The organism is Rhodococcus sp. 114MFTsu3.1 (assembly GCF_000383555.1).
In the GTDB taxonomy this organism is placed as follows: domain Bacteria; phylum Actinomycetota; class Actinomycetes; order Mycobacteriales; family Mycobacteriaceae; genus Rhodococcoides; species Rhodococcoides fascians_E.
Genome location: NZ_KB911544.1, coordinates 557,503 through 576,127, shown reverse-complemented (window position 1 = coordinate 576,127; position 18,625 = coordinate 557,503). Strand labels below are relative to the sequence as shown.

Here is an 18,625-nt window from a genome sequence, read left to right as displayed (position 1 = left end):
ACGTGACGATTCGTTCGGTGCACGACGCCGCCCTGGGCGTCGTGCACCTTCGAATCGACACCGTGATCCTGCCTGCTCTGGTCCTGGCGCTGGTGTGCACGCTGGGGTGGATTCTGTTGCGGCGACGTGTGATGCTGATCCCGCTGTCCGCAGCACTCGTCTGCGGCGTACTCGCTGCGCTGAACACTCAGATCTGGCATACGCCCACGCTCGCGGCAGCACTCGGGCATCCGCCCAGGGGCACCGTGACGGGCGCGGTGATTCCGGGTGAGACCTCCGGGTTTCATGCACGTCCGGCTGCGATCTACACCCCTCCGTTCTACGGAACTCCCGGCGACGCGGCTCCGCCGGTGCTCGTCCTGCTGACCGGCCAACCGGGTCATGTCGTCGACTGGATCGACGGCGGACACCTGGCCGACACGATGGATACCTACGCAGCGTCCCACGACGGCCATGCGCCCGTCGTGGTGGTGGCCGACGCGCTGGGCGAGTCCGACCCCATGGGCTCCGTCGACGAATGGGGCGAGCCCACTCCCAACCCGATGTGCATGGACTCGCATCTGGGCAACGTCTCCACGTATCTGTCGGTGGACGTGCCCGCATGGATCCGGCACACGATGCGGGTGGACACGGATCCGAGCGCGTGGGCAATCGGCGGTTACTCCTACGGCGGCACCTGCGCCGTGCAAACGGCTCTGACCGCCCCGGGGATCTACCCGACGTTTCTGGACATCTCCGGTGAGGACGAACCCCGCCGAGGCACGCGCGAGGACTCGATCACCGCTGCGTTCGGAGACGGTAGCGCCGAGTCGACTCGACGTTTCGACCAGTGGACTCCGCTGACTCTGCTGCGCGAGAAGACGTTTCCGAACTCCTCCGGCGCGTTCGTCGTCGGCTCCGAGGACACGGAGTTCGAGCCTCAGACTCGCGAACTGTTCGCCGCTGCGGCCGCGGACGGGCTGTCCGTCCAGTATTCCGAACTTCCCGGCGGCCATTCCATGGATGTGTGGGCACCGGCCCTGGAACGTGAAATGGACTGGCTCGGGACCCGAATGGGACTGTAGATCTACCCACAATCGAGAAGGCCTGTTCCCTGATCCTCCCCGTACCGATGGCCGTGGCCCGCAGGCGCATCGAGCGCGAAGAGCAGATCCACCGACGTCTGTGCAAAGGAGACCAACGGAATCCACTGTGGCACCGGTGCGTCGACTCGTGCCTTCGTCAGATCCGGTGGTGAGAAGATCAGCTCGCTCGACCACCACACCACCGGATCGGATGTGTTCGCCAGAACGACGCCTTGTCCGGTATCCACCTTGTTCGCCGGGGGACCGGCCCACAGTGTGCTGCAGACCGCCGACGAATCCGGCTGCAGCGCAGCGCTCCCTGCCACCGAGCCGAGGCTCTGGCCGTAGATGTGCAGCTTCGGTCTGCGGTCCTCGTCGAGCGCAGCCAGCTTCGCTTCCACGGCCACACGCAGGGCTCGGGTGGATTCGATCGCAGCGTCCTCCGCGAACAGGAACGTCGCCCAGCTCGGTTGGTCCGAGTACTGCAGAGCGACTGTCGCGACGTCACCACCGAATCGTTCGTCGAACCCCCGGACCGCGTTCTCGTCGACCCATCCCGATCCGGTGGGCACGGCGATCACGACGTGCGCCTTGGCCAGACCGCCGGACCGCTCCAGTTCGTCCGCAGCCAATTCTGCGCGTTCGCCGTACGTCGGAGCGGCACGCAGCCCGACGTACGTGCGCACGGCCGTGCTGCCCTCGCCTCCCGCGAGGAACCGCTGACCCTGCACCCCGACCGAGACACCACCGACGGGGTCGACCGCGTGCTCCTGAACTGTGCTCGATACGAGGTCCGCCTGCGCATATCGCTGAGCGAAAGACTCACGTGCCCAGTCGAATCCGAAGACCGATACCGCAACGGCCGCGACGGCTGTCGTTGCCAGCAGTCGCATCGCCCCGAGTTTGCCCGCTCCGCGGGCCGAGCCGATTCCGATGACGACCAGAAGAGCACAGACCGAGACCGAACCGCAGACGACTTCGATCCAGTACATCGGACCCACACGAGGGACTCCCCAGGACTCGCGCACTCCGTTCTGCCACTGCGCGTCGGCGATCCCGACCGCACCGACGGTGAGCAGTGCCAGGCCGAGGGCTACGCGGCGAGCTCGCGGTCGCGGACAGGTCCGGTGCACCCGGGACGTGATCCGGTGCGCTACCGCGGAGACGACCAATGCTGCCGCGGCGAACAAGCCGGTCACCACCGCCTGGACCAGAGACGCTCGGGGCAGCAACGACGGCGACAGGGATGCCGCGACGGACAGTGCAAGAAGCAGCGACGTGCTCACCCGAGGAACCGCGGGAACAGCATGCAGGTTCGTCGGTGCCGGCGGGGTCGTTGTCGTGGGCGTAAGTACGAACGTCATGCGAGTACCTCCGGGCTAAGACGGCGCAGAACGGCACCGGCGACGGTCGTCGCGGCGGCGGCGGCCGTCGTCAGGACGCCACCGGTGATCAGGAAAGGCAGGGCGGGCTCCGGCGCCGGCGATCGGTAGTTCTGGCGCCAGGAGTTGAAGTCGACTGCAGTGCTTGCGATATCGCTCATCACGAAACAGCTCGCGCGGGACCAGGTTCCGAGTCTGCCGTCGCAGGCGTCGTCCATCGACGTGCTCAACGCGGCGTCGAGGCGTGTACGGGCGTCGGGGGATGCAGGCGCGCCGTGCGCCGCGCCGAACCGCAGCAGGTCGTACCCCAGATCGTGTGCTTTGCAGGCGGATTCGAAGTCTGTGGGTAGTGGGACGGGCGACGAGCAGTCCCCGTCCGGTGCCACTGCCCTCCCGTCCTCGAGCGTGGGGCGGTAGTACTCGTTCTCGAACCCGATCGGTATCGCACCGATGGCGGCCGTTGCGTCGTCGTCGACCAGGGCCTCGATGGCGACGGTCGCCGCGGTCCTGCGAGGTGCCGAGATGTCTGCGTCGGCGACCGGCATCGCCGTGCCGACTCCGATGCCCAGCATGGTTCCGACCACCACGGTGCCGACGACGTACTTCGCTCTCGCTGTCATGGCTACGAACGCTAGGAATCGAACACCGAATCGGTAATCGCCCCGAAGTGCCGTTTCGACGTGCCGTCGTGGTGCGTGACGGCTGCGCGAAGTGCTACCGCGGGGGTAGGTCGATCTCACCCCTCGGTACGATGACTTTTCGCTCGCGAGTTCCTACTGTTCTTCTCGTGGGCATATTCAGTAGGACCGAGAAGGCGACACGATTTCGACGGCTGGTTCCGCCAGGACGCGGCGTCGACGTCACCATCCTCGCGGTGACCGCGATTCTGTACTCCATCGCGTGGCCGACGTTGCACGTCACTCACGACGTGCCGGTTCCGATCATGCCGATCGTGTCTGCTCTCGCCGTGTTTCCCTTCGTGCTCGTCCGTGCGAATCCCGCTCTCGGATGGGCTGTTTCGGCCGGCTCGGCCGTAGTGATCCCGGTTGCGTTCGATCGCTTGCCGGGGTACGACTTTCCGTGGCAGGTGACACACCTCCTCGTGCTTCTCGCGCTCGTACTTTCCGTCAGTCTTCGGTGCGCACTACCGGTCGTGGCGGTCACCTGGGTTGCGACCGTCCTGCTGTTTCTCGGATACGCACCGGGCAACGACGGAATAGGGTGGGGTGTCGGACTGACCGCGATCGTGGTGTTCGGCCTGCTGATTCGCTGGCTGGTCCTGTCGCGGCGGCAACTGGCCAAGCAGGAGGAGGTCAGCGAGCTCGAACGTGCGCGCAGAACGATTCTCGAGGAGAAGGCCAAGATCGCACGCGATCTTCACGACGTGGTTGCCCACCATATGTCGTTGGTGGTGGTGCAGGCGCAGAGCGCTCCGTACCGAGTCGACGACGTATCGCCCTCGGCGGCTGCGGAATTCGAATCGATCGGGGCAACTGCACGGGAGGCGCTGAACGAGATCCGCGGAATGCTCGGGGTTCTGCGCAGTGACGGAGTGGTGGCCGACGACGCGCCTGCGCCCGGGGCAGGAGACATCACGACGCTGCTCGAGAACACCCAGCGCGCAGGGGTTCGGCTCAGCTGGCAGATCCTCGGCGGTGCCGACGCGGTGTCGGCGACCACAGGACTCGCGCTGTATCGGATCGTGCAGGAATCGTTGTCCAATGCCTCTCGGCACGCTCCCGGTAGCGAGGTTCGAGTACGACTCCACTACGCACCGGACGTCACCTACCTCGAAGTGATCAACGATCGGGCCGTCGACTCGAACGGCGCCGGCGCGAGCGACGGAAGCAGCGGCACGGGAGGTCATGGCATCACCGGGATGCGCGATCGCGCGGTCGGAGTGTCCGGTTGGCTCGACGCCCGCCCTCGGTCCGACGGCGGATTCGAGGTCATCGCTCGGCTTCCGGGAAAAGCGGAGACGGTTCCTCTCGGGGCATCCGCGCTTCCCGTCACCGGGCCCGCCGCCTGATCGGCCCCAGTCTGATCGTGGCCCAGTCTGATCGTGGCCCATTCTGATCGGGCCCCATTCTGATCCGGCCCACCGACTACGTCAGGACATAGGGTGTCATCCGTGGCCATCACCGTGTTCATCGCAGACGATCAGGCAATGGTGCGGCAGGGTTTCGGTGCCTTGCTCGCCGCTCAACCGGACATCAGCGTCGTGGGAGACGCGGACAACGGCGCCACCGCAGTCACCGAGGTGAAGCGACTGCGCCCCGACGTCGTTCTCATGGACGTCCGTATGCCGCAGATGAACGGACTCGACGCCGCACGCGCGATACTCCGCGCGTCGCTCGATCCTCCCGTCCGCATCCTGATGCTCACCACGTTCGACATCGACGACTATGTCTACGAGGCGCTGACCATCGGAGCCAGTGGGTTCATGCTCAAGGACGCACCCGCCGACGAACTGATTCGGGGAGTGCGCGTCGTCGCCTCGGGTGAGGCGTTGCTGGCGCCGTCGGTGACACGCCGGTTGATCGCCGACGTCACCACACGTCGCGGCACGGCCAAGCAGCCGCCGGCACAGCTGTCGGTACTCACCCCGCGCGAACGCGAAGTGCTCGAGCTGATCGCCAAGGGCCTGTCGAACACCGAGATCGCCGCAACTCTGTTCGTCGCCGAGCAGACCGTCAAGACCCATGTGGGCAAAGTGCTCGGCAAACTCGATCTCCGAGACCGCGCCCAGGCAGTGGTGCTGGCGTACGAGAGCGGAGTCGTCACACCCGGGTGAGCGGCGGCGCTGCGAAATGACCAGATAGCCCAGCCGGATTACGGTGTGAGTATGGAACCGACGAGAGGCGAAAAATTGCGCATCGGAGTTCTCACGGGCGGCGGTGATTGCCCCGGGCTCAATGCGGTGATCCGTGCGGTGGTTCGGACGGCGGATGCGCGGTACGGCTCCACCGTCGTCGGATTCCAGGACGGGTGGCGTGGTCTGCTGGAGAACCGCCGGATTCAGTTGCGCAACGACGATCGCAACGATCGACTGCTGACCAAGGGCGGGACGATCCTCGGTACGGCACGCACCAATCCGGAGGTGCTCCGGGCCGGTCTCGACAGGATCAAGGAAACGCTGGAGGACAACGGGATCGACGTCCTCATCCCCATCGGCGGCGAGGGAACGTTGACGGCGGCCAACTGGCTGTCCGAGGAAGGTGTGCCCGTCGTCGGGGTACCGAAGACGATCGACAACGACATCGACTGCACGGACGTGACGTTCGGATTCGACACCGCACTCACCATCGCGACCGACGCGATCGACCGGCTGCACAGCACCGCCGAGTCACATCAGCGTGTGATGTTGGTGGAAGTGATGGGCAGGCACGCGGGATGGATTGCGTTGCATGCCGGTCTGGCGTCGGGTTCGCACATGACCTTGATTCCCGAGCATCCGTTCGACGTCGAGGAAGTCTGCGATCTGGTGCGCAAGCGCTTCCAGCGCGGTGACTCGCATTTCATCTGCGTCGTCGCCGAGGGTGCGAAGCCGCGGGAAGGGTCGATGGCGTTGCGCGACGGCGGCATCGACGAGTTCGGTCACGTGAAGTTCACCGGGGTGGCGCATCAGCTCGGCCAGGAGATCGAGCGTCGCATCAACAAGGAAGTACGAACCACGGTGCTGGGGCATGTTCAGCGCGGCGGAACCCCGACTCCGTACGACCGGGTGCTGGCCACCCGATTCGGGGTCAATGCAGCCGACGCAGCGCATGCAGGTGACTTCGGTCAGATGGTGTCCCTGCGCGGCGCCGAGATCGGTTTGGTGTCGCTCGCCGAGGCGGTCAAGCAACTCAAGCGCGTACCGGAGAGCCGCTACGTCGACGCGGCGGCGTTCTTCGGCTGATCTTCAGAGGCGGCCGGCTTCCTGTCGGATCTGCGACTCGCGGTGCTCGTTGTCGCGACGAAGATCGCGGCGGCGTCGGCCCGCCTCGAAGCGCTGCCGTCCGAGAGCGGTCGACGGTTCGAGCGGCGGAAGCTCGAGCGGTGTGCCCGTGTCGTCGACGGCGACCATGGTGAAGTAGCAGCTGTTCGTGTGACGGGTTTCGCCGCGCTGGATGTTCTCGGTCTCGACGCGAATGCCGACTTCCATGGATGTACGTCCGGTGTAGTTGACCGACGCGGAGAAGGTCACGAGTTCGCCGACATGGATCGGTTCGCGGAACACCACGCGGTCCACCGACAGGGTGACGACGTACGCCTGCGCGTACCGACTCGCGCAGGCGTACGCCACCTGGTCCAGGAATTTCAGAATCGTCCCGCCGTGAACGTTGCCGGAGAAGTTCGCCATGTCGGGTGTCATCAGCACGGTCATGTACAGCGTCTGCTTCGAGGTGTCCGTCACCGGCCAACCGTAGCGAGCACCACTGGTTACTCGCGCGTTCTTGCCAGCGCATAAACTCGTGTGCATGACTGCTGCCTTGGTCGATCTGATCGATTACGACGACGTGCTTGCCCGTTTCGACCCAGTTCTGGGCATGGAGGTCCACGTCGAGCTGGGCACAGCCACCAAGATGTTCTGCGGCTGCCCGACGGCGTTCGGGGCCGAGCCGAACACGCAGGTGTGCCCGGTCTGCCTGTCCCTTCCCGGTGCACTGCCGGTGGTGAACTCCGCGGCCGTCGAGTCCGCCATCCGCATCGGTCTCGCACTGAACTGCTCGATCACCCCGTGGGGCCGGTTCGCGCGGAAGAACTACTTCTACCCGGACCAGCCGAAGAACTACCAGATCTCGCAGTACGACGAACCGATCGCCACCGAGGGATACCTCGACGTACTGCTCGACGACGGAAGTACGTTCCGCGTCGAGATCGAACGGGCGCACATGGAGGAGGACACGGGTAAGTCGACGCACGTCGGCGGCGCGACCGGACGGATCGAAGGCGCGAGCCACTCGCTGCTCGACTACAACCGTGCCGGTGTTCCGCTGGTGGAGATCGTGACCAAGCCCATCACCGGCACCGGTGCACGCGCCCCTGAGGTCGCCCGCGCGTACGTGACGGCGTTGCGGGATCTGCTGAAAGCGCTCGACGTGTCCGACGTTCGCATGGACCAGGGTTCGTTGCGCTGCGACGCGAACGTGTCGCTGATGGAGAAGTCGGCGTCGGAGTTCGGTACCCGCACCGAGACGAAGAACGTCAACTCGCTCAAGAGCGTCGAGGTAGCCGTGCGTTACGAGATGCGCAGGCAGGCGGCCGTTCTGCAGTCCGGCGGCGAGGTGGTGCAGGAGACACGGCACTTCCAGGAGTCCGACGGCACCACGTCGAAGGGCCGGAAGAAGGAAACTGCCGAGGACTACCGGTACTTCCCGGAGCCCGACCTCGCGCCCGTCGCTCCCGACGCGGCCTGGATCGAGGAACTCCGCGCGACGCTTCCCGAGCTCCCGTGGCTGCGCCGGGCGCGCATCCAAGCGGACTGGGGTGTCTCCGACGAGGAGATGCGCGACCTCGTGAACTCCGGCGCGCTGGATCTGGTCGCGTCGACGGTCGACGCCGGTGCGACGCCGCAGGCTGCGCGCTCGTGGTGGGTCTCCTACCTGGCTCAGAAGGCGAACGTCGCGGGCGTCGAACTGGATGCTCTGGCGATCACGCCTGCACAGGTGGCCGAAGTGGCCGGCCTCGTCGCCGACGGCAAGGTCAACAACAACGGCGCGCGTCAGATCGTCGACGGCGTCCTCGCCGGTGAAGGTGAGCCTGCTGCGGTCATGGCGGCACGCGGGCTCGTCGTCGAGAAGGACGACACCAAGTTGCAGGCTGCAGTCGACGAGGCGCTCGCTGCCAATCCCGGTGTGGCCGACAAGATTCGCGCCGGCAAAGTTCAAGCCGCGGGCGCGATCGTCGGCGCCGTCATGAAGGCCACTCGCGGTCAGGCCGACGCGGCCAGGGTCAAGGAACTGGTCCTCGCTGCGTGCAGCTGATTCAAGGACGTGATCGAACGGCCCCCGCGGTGCTCGCCGCCGGGGCCGTTCGGCTCTAGTCGAATCCGCCGCCGCCCGCCGGGACCGGAATCTTGACGACGCGGTCGTCGTTGGGGCCCGGTGCATCACCGTTCTTGTTCACGGTGCCCGCCCAGATCTGGCCGTCGGGTGCGATCGCAGCGCCGTTGAGACGGCCGTAGCGGTCCTGGACGAGCAGCGACGGTGCCGCGGTGACTGCTCCCGTGTCGGGGTCGGTGACGAGGACGGCCATGGCCTTGGCGTCGGTCAGGGAGATGGCAACCGCCCCGTCCCCTGCGCCGCAGCCGGCGACGCCCGGTCGATCCGGCCACGTCCACACCGGCGACACGACCGCGCCGAGAGGATCGATGCGCTGGAGCCGATCCTCCACTGCTGTCCGGTCGGTGACCCAGATTCCGCCCGACGGATCGATGCACACGTCTCCCGCGGTTCCGATGCCACTGAGGGCGACCTGCGGGGGTGGACCGCTCTGGCCGGGGACCAGCGAGTCGACCCGCAGAAGCTTGCCTGCGAGCGACGCCGGATCGGCTGCGGATGCTGGGTTTCCGGCGTCACCGGTCAGCACCAACAGCTGACCTGGGTTGAGGAAATCCAACGCGCCGCGGTTCCCCTGTGCACCCCGGGGGATTCCGGTCAACACGTTCTTGGGTGTGTCGCCTGCCGCGATGCGCACGACTCTGTTGTCCGATGCAGTCGTGATGTACGCGTACATCAGACCGTCCTCGGCGAAGCTCGGCGACAACGCGAGATCGAGCAGGCCCCCGTCGCTGCCGGCGTCGACGTCGAGGCGCGCGATCTCGACGGGGGACTGGCCCTGGGTGACCTGCATGATCCGTCCGGTGAGGCGTTCGGCGACCAATGCGGAGGCGCCACCGGGAAGCATCACGAGCCCACCCGTCGGGTCGAGGCACGTCGCGATGACGTTCGGGTCCAGATCGATGCAGGGACCCGGCTGCGGTTGCGGACCGCTCGGTGTCGTCGAGGTGGGTGGGGCGTCCGGATCCGCGGGATCGATCTCGGCGGCGCCGAACGACGGTTCGGGGGTGAACGGGCTGGCCGTGGAATCGTCGAACCGAGCACATCCGGCCGCCAGGGCCACGGTCATCGTCAGGACGGCGACGGTAGTTGCGGTTCGGGACGACGCTCGCACCAACTTCATGTACGAAACGTTACTCGAGGCGCCGCGCCCGGGCTCAATACGGCTGAATCGGCACCGACTCGCTCTACTGTTGAAGCTGTGACCGACAAGCCTCGCGACGAAGAGCGGCCCGACACCGGCTACGAGCCCGCGTCGAGCCCATACGACCAGCCGACCGAAAAACTCCAGCCTCGGACCGAGGACGAATTGGACTTCGGGAAGAGCGGATCCGGGGCGTACCCGACCGAACAGATCCCCTCGTCGTTTCGTCCCTCACGTTTCGACGAGCCGATCGCGCCCGACAGCAGCACCGCCTACTCCGACAAGCCCACCGAATTCCTGCCGACCACCCCTGCCGCGGCGGGGTACGGCACCGGCTCGTCGGATCGGTTCGCGGCGGATCAGAACGCGCCGGAACCGGTCGTGCGCACCGAGACGGTCGAAATTCCGGCCCGGCGCGGTACGACGGATCTCGGCTTGCTTCTCCTGCGTCTCGTAGTCGGCGGAATCTTCCTCGTGCACGGCCTGCAGAAACTGACCGGTGTGTGGAACGGACCCGGTCTCGACGGGTTCCGCTCACTGCTCGAAGACACCGGTTACGACCGCGCGGACATCCTGGCCATCGCCGGGGCCGTCGGTGAAACCGCGGGTGGCGCTTTGCTGATCCTCGGTCTGGCGACACCGTTCGCCGGCGCCGCGGTGCTGAGCGTCATCATCAACGCGTGGCTGTTCAAGCAGGCCGCCGAGCCGGGGCTGCAGTTCTTCGCGCCGACAGGAGTCGAGTACGAGACGGTACTGGGAGTCGCCGCCGCGGCGATCATCCTCACCGGGCCGGGAAAGATCGCCTTCGACGGACGGCGAGGGTGGGCGACGCGTCCACGTTTCGGATCCTTCGTCGCGCTGATCCTGGGTATCGCCGCCGGGGTCTGCCTGTGGATCTTCCTCAACGGGGCCAACCCGATCGCGACCTGATCCCGCTGTGAGTGGAAATGGCAGTGTTACTGGGTCGCTCCGCAGGCGCCGCTCCTGCCCCAGGACCTACATTTCCACGCACGTGAGGTCAGGGGACGTACCGAACCGCGCCCTTGTCCGCGGAGGTCGCCAGTGCCGCGTAGGCACGCAGTGCCGTGGTGACCGTGCGCTGACGATCCACCGGCTGCCACGGCTGCTCCGACGCCTCCATCTTGGCCCGACGGGTCTCCAGGGTGGCGTCGTCGACGAGGATCTCGAGGGTGCGGGAGGCGACGTCGATACGCACCTGGTCACCGTTCTCGACCAGTCCGATGACTCCGCCCGCGGCCGCCTCGGGGGAGATGTGGCCGATGGACAGCCCGGACGTGCCACCGGAGAAGCGTCCGTCGGTGACGAGAGCACAGAGCTTGCCGAGTCCGGCTCCCTTGAGGAACGCCGTCGGGTGCAGCATTTCCTGCATGCCCGGTCCGCCCTTGGGGCCCTCGTATCGGACGACGAGGACGTCACCGGGCTGGATCTTCTTCTGCAGGATCGCCGACACCGCTTCTTCCTGAGACTCGACGACCAGTGCCGGGCCCTGGAACGAGAACAGTTCCTCGTCGATGCCCGCGGTCTTCAGGATCGCCCCGTCGAGTGCGATGTTTCCGCGCAGGACGACCAGACCACCTTCGACGGTGTACGCGTGTTCCTTGTCGCGGATGCAGCCGCCGACGGCATCGGTGTCGAGCGAGGACCACCTGTTCTCGGTGGAGAACGGCTCGGTGGTCCGAACGCCGCCCGGCGCCGCGTGGAACAGCTCCAACGCCTCGTCCGACGCCGTGCCGGAGCGAATGTCCCACGTGTCCAGCCACTCGTCGAAGCTCTTCGTGTGCACGGTGGAGACGTCGGTCTCGAGCAGGTTCGCGCGGCGGAGTTCGCCCAGCAGCGCGGGGATTCCGCCTGCCCGATGCACGTCTTCCATGTGGTAATCGGAGTTGGGGGACACCTTGGACAGGCACGGAACCTTGCGGCTGATGGCGTCGATGGTGTCGAGATCGAAGTCGACCTCGCCCTCCTGCGCCGCGGCGAGGGTGTGCAGCACCGTGTTGGTGGACCCGCCCATCGCGACATCGAGTGCCATGGCGTTGCGGAACGCCGCAGGGGTTGCGATGTTGCGCGGCAGAACGGACTCGTCACCGTCGCGGTAGTACTTGGTCGCGGCCTCGACGATGGTGGTGCCTGCGCGCTCGAACAGCGCGTACCGGGCTTTGTGCGTGGCGAGCGTGGATCCGTTGCCGGGCAGTGCCAGTCCGAGGGCCTCGGTGAGGCAGTTCATCGAGTTGGCGGTGAACATGCCCGAGCACGAACCGCACGTCGGGCACGCACTGCGCTCGACCTCGTCCAGGCCTTCCTCGGACACGGCGTCGTTCGCACTGGCCGAGATCGCGGTGATGAGGTCCGTCGGTGCCTGCGCGACGCCGCCTACGACGACGGCTTTGCCTGCTTCCATCGGCCCACCCGAGACGAACACGGCCGGAATGTTCAGTCGCATCGCGGCATTGAGCATTCCCGGCGTGATCTTGTCGCAGTTGGAGATGCACACGAGAGCATCGGCGGTGTGTGCGTTGGCCATGTATTCGACCGAGTCGGCGATGATCTCGCGGCTCGGAAGCGAATAGAGCATGCCGCCGTGCCCCATGGCGATACCGTCGTCGACGGCGATGGTGTGGAACTCGCGCGGTACGCCGCCCGCGGCACGTACGGCGTCGGCGACGATCTCACCGACGTTCTTCAGGTGCACGTGCCCGGGCACGAACTGCGTGTAGGAGTTGGCAATTGCCACGATCGGTTTGCCGAAATCCGAATCCGTCATTCCGGTGGCGCGCCAGAGCGAGCGTGCGCCCGCGGCGTTGCGTCCGACAGTGGTAACTCGTGACCGTAGCGGCGGCATGGCTTCTCTTCCTCGATCAATAGCGGTTTCTCGCCCGATCGAGGTTACTCCCGGCTCAGGAAGTCGAGGCGCCTGGCTCGGCTTCTCGGTCCGCGTCCGCTGTTTGTTCCTTTTCTGCCGTCCTGTCGGCTTCGGCTGCGGCCGCATAGGGATCGGTGATTCGCCCGCCGCTCGCCGCCGCGAGAACCGGAAGTCGGTCGAAGCGAACCAACGGCAGCGACTTCTCGGACTTATCGGTCAGGACCACGCGCGCCCATCGCCGGTTCGGGAAGTGAATGCCGCGCACGTTTTCCCACGCGACGAACTCGGAGCCGAACAATCTACGTATCGCGAGACCGTCGAAGCTGACGACGGTACGAACGCGCAACACCCACACGGCAGCGATGATCGGGATCAGCACGAGCCATCCGAACGCTGCGGGCCAACTGGCGGCGGGGAAGGCCACGCCGATGAACAGCATGCCGACTCCTACCAGCGACAGGCGCGAGATACGGATGACCTGCGGCGCGGGAACGGGCGTATGGGATGATGTATCCGGTGGTTCGGACTGCTGCGAAGACGACACCCCTTCATCTTCGCATTGCACCTACGCGATCTCACATAATGGGATTGCGTCGTGACGAGTTTGACTCTTCCCTATGCGCGCGCCTACCGTCGAGCGCGTGAAGCGGAATTGGATACTCGTAATCGGCCGGCGCGTCAACGCCTGAGCCGGTTCTCGACCAACTCGCATCGACGCGCCACCCTCGTACAGCCTCGGCTGACGGGGGTTTTTTCTTGCCCAGAGATCGCCCAGCTACATCTTTCATCCTGAGGAAGCACTAGTGAGCGCACCAACCGCACGCCCAGGGCCCTCGACTCGTAAGTCGGGAGCAAACGCCAGCTCGTCGGCACCGGACATCAACGGCGCCGTCGACGGATCGCGTCGCCACGTCGCACCCGAGAAGGTGACCGGCGCACAGTCCGTCGTCCGAGCACTCGAGGAACTCGACGTCGACACGGTATTCGGCATTCCGGGTGGAGCCGTTCTTCCGGTGTACGACCCACTCTTCGACTCCAAGAAGGTTCGCCACGTCCTCGTTCGTCACGAACAGGGCGCCGGGCACGCAGCCACCGGGTACGCGCAGGCCACTGGCCGCGTCGGCGTCTGCATGGCGACCTCCGGCCCAGGAGCGACGAACCTCGTCACACCGCTCGCCGACGCCCAGATGGATTCCGTTCCCGTTGTCGCCATCACCGGCCAGGTCGCGAGAAGTCTCATCGGCACCGACGGGTTCCAGGAAGCCGACATCTCCGGCATCACGATGCCCGTGACCAAGCACAACTTCCTGATCACCGACGGCGTCGACATCCCACGCATCATGGCCGAGGCGTTCTACATCGCGTCCTCCGGTCGTCCGGGTGCGGTCCTCGTCGACATCCCCAAGGACATCCTGCAGGCACAGACCACGTTCTCGTGGCCACCGGAGATGCGGTTGCCCGGATACCGTCCGGTCACCAAGCCGCACGGCAAGCAGGTTCGTGAGGCAGCTCGGTACATCGCCGACTCCAAGCAACCCGTCCTGTACGTCGGTGGCGGTGTCATCAAGGCCAACGCGTCGGCAGAACTGCTCGAACTCGCGGAATTGACCGGCATCCCCGTCGTCACCACGTTGATGGCGCGCGGAGCGTTCCCCGACACCCACAAGCTCAATCTGGGTATGCCGGGCATGCACGGCACCGTCGCCGCTGTGGCCGGCCTGCAGCGCAGCGATCTGTTGATCACGCTCGGCGCCCGGTTCGACGACCGCGTCACCGGACAGCTCTCGTCGTTCGCGCCGAACGCGAAGGTGATCCACGCGGACATCGATCCTGCCGAGATCGGCAAGAATCGTTATGCGGATGTGCCGATCGTCGGTGACTGCAAAGAGGTCATCGTCGAGTTGATCGAGGCGCTTCGTGCCGATCGCGCCACGGGCACCACCGTCGACCTCGGCGACTGGTGGGCGTACCTCGACGGAATCCGCAAGACGTACCCGCTGAGCTACGACCGCCCCAGCGACGGAAGCATGTCGCCGGAGTTCGTCATCTCCTCGGTCGGCAAGTTCGCCGGACCCGACGCGATCTACTGCGCAGGCGTCGGCCAGCACCAGATGTGGGCCGCGCAGTTCATCAACTACGAGAAGCCGCGCACGTGGCTCAACTCGGGTGGACTCGGCACCATGGGCTACGCCGTTCCGGCGGCGATGGGCGCCAAGATGGGCCTTCCCGACGCCGAGGTGTGGGCGATCGACGGCGACGGCTGCTTCCAGATGACCAACCAGGAACTCGCCACCTGCGCGGTCGAGGGAATCCCGATCAAGGTCGCACTCATCAACAACGGCAACCTCGGCATGGTCCGTCAGTGGCAGACGTTGTTCTACGAGGAGCGGTACTCCAACACCAATCTGGGAACCCACGGCGCCCAGCGCATCCCCGATTTCGTCAAGCTGGCCGAGGCCCTGGGCTGCGTCGGAATTCGCTGCGAGCGTGAGGAAGACGTCGACGCGGTCATCGCACAGGCTCGCGCGATCAACGACCGTCCCGTCGTCATCGACTTCATCGTCGGCGCCGACGCGCAGGTCTGGCCCATGGTCGCCGCAGGCACCGGTAACGACGAGATCATGGCCGCCCGCGGAATCCGACCTCTGTTCGACGAGGACGAGGCCTCGGTGGCCGAACCCGCCGTCATCCACGAGGCAATGGCACGCGAGCAGGCACACGGCAACGCCCTGCACGAGAAAGGCACCGACAAGTGAGTACCAGCCACACCCTCAGCGTCCTCGTCGAGGACAAGCCAGGTGTTCTGGCACGCGTCGCCGCACTCTTCTCGCGTCGCGGATTCAACATCTCCTCACTTGCGGTCGGCGGCACGGAGATCGCGGGGATCTCCCGAATGACGATCGTCGTCACCGTCGACGAGTTCCCGCTCGAGCAGGTGACGAAGCAGCTGAACAAGTTGATCAACGTCATCAAGATCGTCGAGCAGGACGACGACTCGTCGGTTGCCCGCGAATTGGTGCTCATCAAGGTGCGCGCCGACTCGACCGTACGCAGCGAGGTCATCGAGACCGTGAACCTCTTCCGCGCCAAGGTGATCGACGTGTCACCCGAGGCTGTCACGGTCGAGGCCACGGGTACGCGCTCCAAGCTGGATGCGCTGCTGAAGATGTTGGACCCCTATGGAATTCGAGAAATAGTTCAGTCGGGAGTCGTTGCCGTCGGACGTGGACCGAAATCGATCACTGCGTCGCGTTAGCGACCACATGTGATGAACATGCTCAAACAAGAGGAAAGGTATTAACCAGTGGCAGTCGAGATGTTCTACGACGACGATGCTGATCTGTCGATCATCCAGGGCCGCAAGGTCGCCGTCATCGGATACGGAAGCCAGGGCCACGCGCACTCGCTGAGCCTGCGCGACTCGGGCGTCGACGTCCGCATCGGCCTGAAAGAGGGATCGAAGTCCCGCGCCAAGGCAGAGGAGCAGGGCCTGAAGGTCGGCACCCCCGCCGAGGTCTCCGCGTGGGCCGACGTGATCATGGTGCTGGCACCGGACACCGCGCAGGCGTCGATCTTCAAGGAAGAGATCGAGCCGAACCTGAAGGACGGCGACGCGCTGTTCTTCGGTCACGGCCTGAACATTCACTTCGATCTGATCACGGCTCCCGAGTTCGTCACGGTCGGCATGGTCGCTCCCAAGGGGCCGGGCCACCTCGTGCGTCGTCAGTTCGTCGACGGCAAGGGTGTTCCCGCGCTCATCGCGATCGATCAGGACCCGAAGGGTGAGGGTCAGGCGCTGGCACTGTCGTGGGCCAAGGGCATCGGTGGCACTCGCGCCGGCGTCATCAAGACCACGTTCAAGGAAGAGACCGAGACCGACCTGTTCGGTGAGCAGGCTGTGCTGTGCGGCGGTACCGAAGAGCTGATCAAGACGGGCTTCGAGGTCATGGTCGAGGCCGGCTATGCGCCGGAGATGGCGTACTTCGAGGTGCTGCACGAGCTGAAGTTGATCGTGGACCTGATCTACGAAGGCGGCATCGCACGCATGAACTACTCGGTGTCGGACACCGCGGAGTTCGGTGGCTACCTGTCCGGGCCTCGTGTCATCGACGCCGACACCAAGAAGCGGATGCAGGCCATCCTCGCCGATATTCAGTCCGGTGAGTTCACCCGTCGTCTCGTCGCCAACGTCGAGAACGGCAACACCGAGCTCGAAGGCCTGCGCAAGGCCAACTCCGAGCACCCCATCGAGGTCACCGGCAAGAAGCTGCGCGACCTGATGAGCTGGGTCGACCGCCCGATCACCGAGACGGCCTGATCCGACGTCGAATCCGATGTAACCCGAGTGAAGGGCATCCGTGAGGGTGCCCTTCACTCGTTCGACGAGGGTGAACCCCACTCGGTTCCCCTCGGCCTCTAAACTTGTCCCGCACCGCACACGCAAGACCCGATCGACCGCTACCGTCACCTCGACCTATCTAGGGAGTTCTTCACGTGAGCCAGCCAGGCCGTCCTGTCGTTCTGATCGCCGACAAACTTGCGCAGTCCACTGTCGAGGCACTCGGCGACGGCGTCGAGGTTCGCTGGGTCGACGGCCCGGACCGCCCGGCACTGCTCGCCGCGGTCCCCGATGCCGACGCGATTCTCGTCCGCTCCGCGACCACGGTCGACGCGGAAGTGCTCGCAGCCGGCACCAACCTGAAGATCGTTGCTCGCGCAGGCGTCGGCCTGGACAACGTGGACGTACCCGCAGCCACCGAGCGCGGAGTACTCGTCGTCAACGCACCGACGTCCAACATCCACACCGCCGCCGAGCACGCCGTCACACTGCTGCTGTCCGCCGCCCGCCAGATTCCCGCGGCCGACGCCACCCTCCGTCAGCACGAGTGGAAGCGCAGCAAGTTCAACGGCGTCGAGATCTTCGGCAAGACCGTCGGTGTCGTCGGACTCGGCCGTATCGGTCAGCTCTTCGCGCAGCGTCTCGCCGCGTTCGAGACCCACATCATCGCCTACGATCCCTACGTTTCCGCTGCTCGTGCCGCGCAGCTCGGCATCGAGCTCGTCAGCCTCGACGAACTGCTGACTCGCGCCGACATGTTCTCCGTGCACCTGCCGAAGACCCCCGAGACCAAGGGAATCATCGGCAAGGAAGCTCTCGCGAAGACCAAGCCCGGTGTCATCGTCGTCAACGCAGCGCGCGGCGGACTCGTCGACGAGCAGGCCTTGGCCGACGCCATCACCAGCGGCCACGTCTTCGCCGCAGGCATCGACGTCTACGCCTCCGAACCGTGCACGGACAGCCCGCTGTTCGAACTCCCGCAGGTCGTGGTGACCCCGCACCTCGGAGCGTCGACCACCGAGGCTCAGGACCGTGCCGGCACCGACGTCGCCAAATCCGTGCTGCTCGCTCTCGCAGGGGAATTCGTCCCCGACGCCGTCAACGTCAAGGGCGGCGCCGTCGGCGAAGAGGTTTCGCCGTGGCTCGAGATCGTTCGCAAGCAGGGCGTGCTGCTCGGCGCCCTGTCCGACGAACTTCCGGCGTCGCTGTCGGTCGACGTGCGCGGAGAACTCGCTGCCGAGGACGTCGAGATCCTGAAGCTCTCGGCGCTGCGTGGACTGTTCTCCGCCGTGATCGAGGACTCCGTCACCTTCGTCAACGCTCCCTCGCTCGCCGAGGAGCGCGGCGTCACCGCGGAGGTCACCAAGGCACCCGAGAGCGAGAACCACCGCAGCGTCGTCGACATCCGCGCCGTCTACGGCGACGGATCCGTCCTCAACGTCGCAGGAACGCTCACCGGCACCACACAGGTCGAGAAGATCGTCAACATCAACGGACGCAACTTCGACCTTCGCGCCGAGGGCAAGAACCTCATCGTCAACTACACCGACCAGCCAGGCAGCCTGGGCCGTATCGGCACGTTGCTCGGCGACGCAGGCATCGACATCCAGGCGGCAGCACTGAGCCAGGACTCCGAGGGTGACGGCGCGACCATCCTGCTCCGCGTCGACAAGGACGTACCGTCCGAGCTCAGCTCGAGCATCGCGTCGGCCGTGGGTGCGTCGACCATCGAACTCGTGGATCTTTCCTGACCGTCTCTCACCCCTGATCG

General features: G+C 65.8%; 16 protein-coding genes. 10 read left to right on the top strand and 6 right to left on the bottom strand.

The window, feature by feature from the left end; all coding sequences use genetic code 11:
* The first annotated feature begins 2 nt into the window (after positions 1-2).
* Positions 3-1,064: an alpha/beta hydrolase gene (locus tag H292_RS0102775; protein WP_020110346.1), complete on the top strand. Its 1,062-nt coding sequence runs from the start codon at positions 3-5 to the stop codon at positions 1,062-1,064.
* 2 nt (positions 1,065-1,066) lie between these two features.
* Here the strand turns inward: H292_RS0102775 and H292_RS0102770 are convergent, their stop codons facing one another.
* Together H292_RS0102770 and H292_RS0102765 are read right to left on the bottom strand one after the other, a co-directional pair.
* On the bottom strand, positions 1,067-2,428 hold the full coding sequence (locus tag H292_RS0102770; RefSeq protein WP_027498572.1) for an alpha/beta-hydrolase family protein: 1,362 nt from the start codon (positions 2,426-2,428) through the stop codon (positions 1,067-1,069).
* On the bottom strand, positions 2,425-3,066 hold the full coding sequence (locus tag H292_RS0102765) for a hypothetical protein (protein ID WP_020110344.1): 642 nt from the start codon (positions 3,064-3,066) through the stop codon (positions 2,425-2,427). Before H292_RS0102765 ends, H292_RS0102770 begins: the two co-directional genes overlap by 4 nt.
* Positions 3,067-3,233: 167 nt before the next feature.
* On the opposite strand from H292_RS0102765, the gene H292_RS0102760 reads away from it, so the two are divergent.
* The 3 genes from H292_RS0102760 to H292_RS0102750 all read left to right on the top strand — a co-directional run bounded on the left by H292_RS0102760 (position 3,234) and on the right by H292_RS0102750 (position 6,347).
* A complete protein-coding gene (locus H292_RS0102760; protein ID WP_019664322.1) occupies positions 3,234-4,475 on the top strand; it encodes a sensor histidine kinase in 1,242 nt (413 codons plus the stop codon).
* 102 nt (positions 4,476-4,577) lie between these two features.
* On the top strand, positions 4,578-5,240 hold the full coding sequence (locus H292_RS0102755; RefSeq protein ID WP_019664321.1) for a response regulator: 663 nt from the start codon (positions 4,578-4,580) through the stop codon (positions 5,238-5,240).
* A gap of 75 nt (positions 5,241-5,315) precedes the next feature.
* Positions 5,316-6,347 carry an ATP-dependent 6-phosphofructokinase gene (locus tag H292_RS0102750; RefSeq protein ID WP_026347655.1) on the top strand — a complete coding sequence of 344 codons (1,032 nt, stop codon included), beginning with the start codon at positions 5,316-5,318 and terminating at the stop codon, positions 6,345-6,347.
* Positions 6,348-6,350: 3 nt separating this feature from the next.
* Here the strand turns inward: H292_RS0102750 and H292_RS0102745 are convergent, their stop codons facing one another.
* The gene (locus tag H292_RS0102745) at positions 6,351-6,815 is read right to left on the bottom strand and encodes an acyl-CoA thioesterase (RefSeq protein ID WP_208601162.1); all 465 of its coding nucleotides are present in this window, start codon (positions 6,813-6,815) and stop codon (positions 6,351-6,353) included.
* A 94-nt stretch (positions 6,816-6,909) separates the two neighbouring features.
* Here H292_RS0102745 and gatB point away from each other — a divergent pair, with 94 nt between their 5' ends.
* Positions 6,910-8,415 carry an Asp-tRNA(Asn)/Glu-tRNA(Gln) amidotransferase subunit GatB gene (gene gatB / locus H292_RS0102740; RefSeq protein ID WP_020110342.1) on the top strand — a complete coding sequence of 502 codons (1,506 nt, stop codon included), beginning with the start codon at positions 6,910-6,912 and terminating at the stop codon, positions 8,413-8,415.
* A 55-nt stretch (positions 8,416-8,470) separates the two neighbouring features.
* Here the strand turns inward: gatB and H292_RS0102735 are convergent, their stop codons facing one another.
* A complete protein-coding gene (locus H292_RS0102735; protein ID WP_019664317.1) occupies positions 8,471-9,613 on the bottom strand; it encodes a PQQ-dependent sugar dehydrogenase in 1,143 nt (380 codons plus the stop codon).
* Positions 9,614-9,691: 78 nt separating this feature from the next.
* Between H292_RS0102735 and H292_RS0102730 the strand changes: the two genes are divergently transcribed.
* Entirely contained in the window at positions 9,692-10,564 is an 873-nt protein-coding gene (locus H292_RS0102730) for a DoxX family protein (RefSeq protein WP_019664316.1), read from the top strand.
* Between the two features lie 88 nt (positions 10,565-10,652).
* On the opposite strand, the gene ilvD is transcribed toward H292_RS0102730, so the two are convergent.
* Positions 10,653-12,494, bottom strand: a complete 1,842-nt coding sequence (gene ilvD, locus H292_RS0102725; RefSeq protein WP_020110341.1) for a dihydroxy-acid dehydratase — start codon at positions 12,492-12,494, stop codon at positions 10,653-10,655.
* Positions 12,495-12,549: 55 nt separating this feature from the next.
* On the bottom strand, positions 12,550-13,059 hold the full coding sequence (locus tag H292_RS26710) for a PH domain-containing protein (RefSeq protein WP_027498571.1): 510 nt from the start codon (positions 13,057-13,059) through the stop codon (positions 12,550-12,552).
* Between the two features lie 259 nt (positions 13,060-13,318).
* Here H292_RS26710 and H292_RS0102715 point away from each other — a divergent pair, with 259 nt between their 5' ends.
* The 4 genes from H292_RS0102715 (at position 13,319) to serA (ending at position 18,605) form a co-directional block, all read left to right on the top strand.
* Positions 13,319-15,271: an acetolactate synthase large subunit gene (locus tag H292_RS0102715; RefSeq protein ID WP_019664313.1), complete on the top strand. Its 1,953-nt coding sequence runs from the start codon at positions 13,319-13,321 to the stop codon at positions 15,269-15,271.
* A complete protein-coding gene (ilvN, locus tag H292_RS0102710) occupies positions 15,268-15,771 on the top strand; it encodes an acetolactate synthase small subunit (protein WP_019664312.1) in 504 nt (167 codons plus the stop codon). The genes H292_RS0102715 and ilvN overlap by 4 nt, the downstream gene beginning before the upstream one ends.
* A 60-nt stretch (positions 15,772-15,831) precedes the next feature.
* Complete coding sequence (ilvC, locus tag H292_RS0102705) at positions 15,832-16,833, top strand: ketol-acid reductoisomerase (protein ID WP_019664311.1); 1,002 nt, start codon at positions 15,832-15,834, stop codon at positions 16,831-16,833.
* A 176-nt stretch (positions 16,834-17,009) separates the two neighbouring features.
* Positions 17,010-18,605 (top strand): phosphoglycerate dehydrogenase, encoded by a 1,596-nt coding sequence (gene serA, locus H292_RS0102700; RefSeq protein WP_020110338.1) that lies wholly within the window; start codon positions 17,010-17,012, stop codon positions 18,603-18,605.
* Positions 18,606-18,625 lie beyond the last annotated feature (20 nt).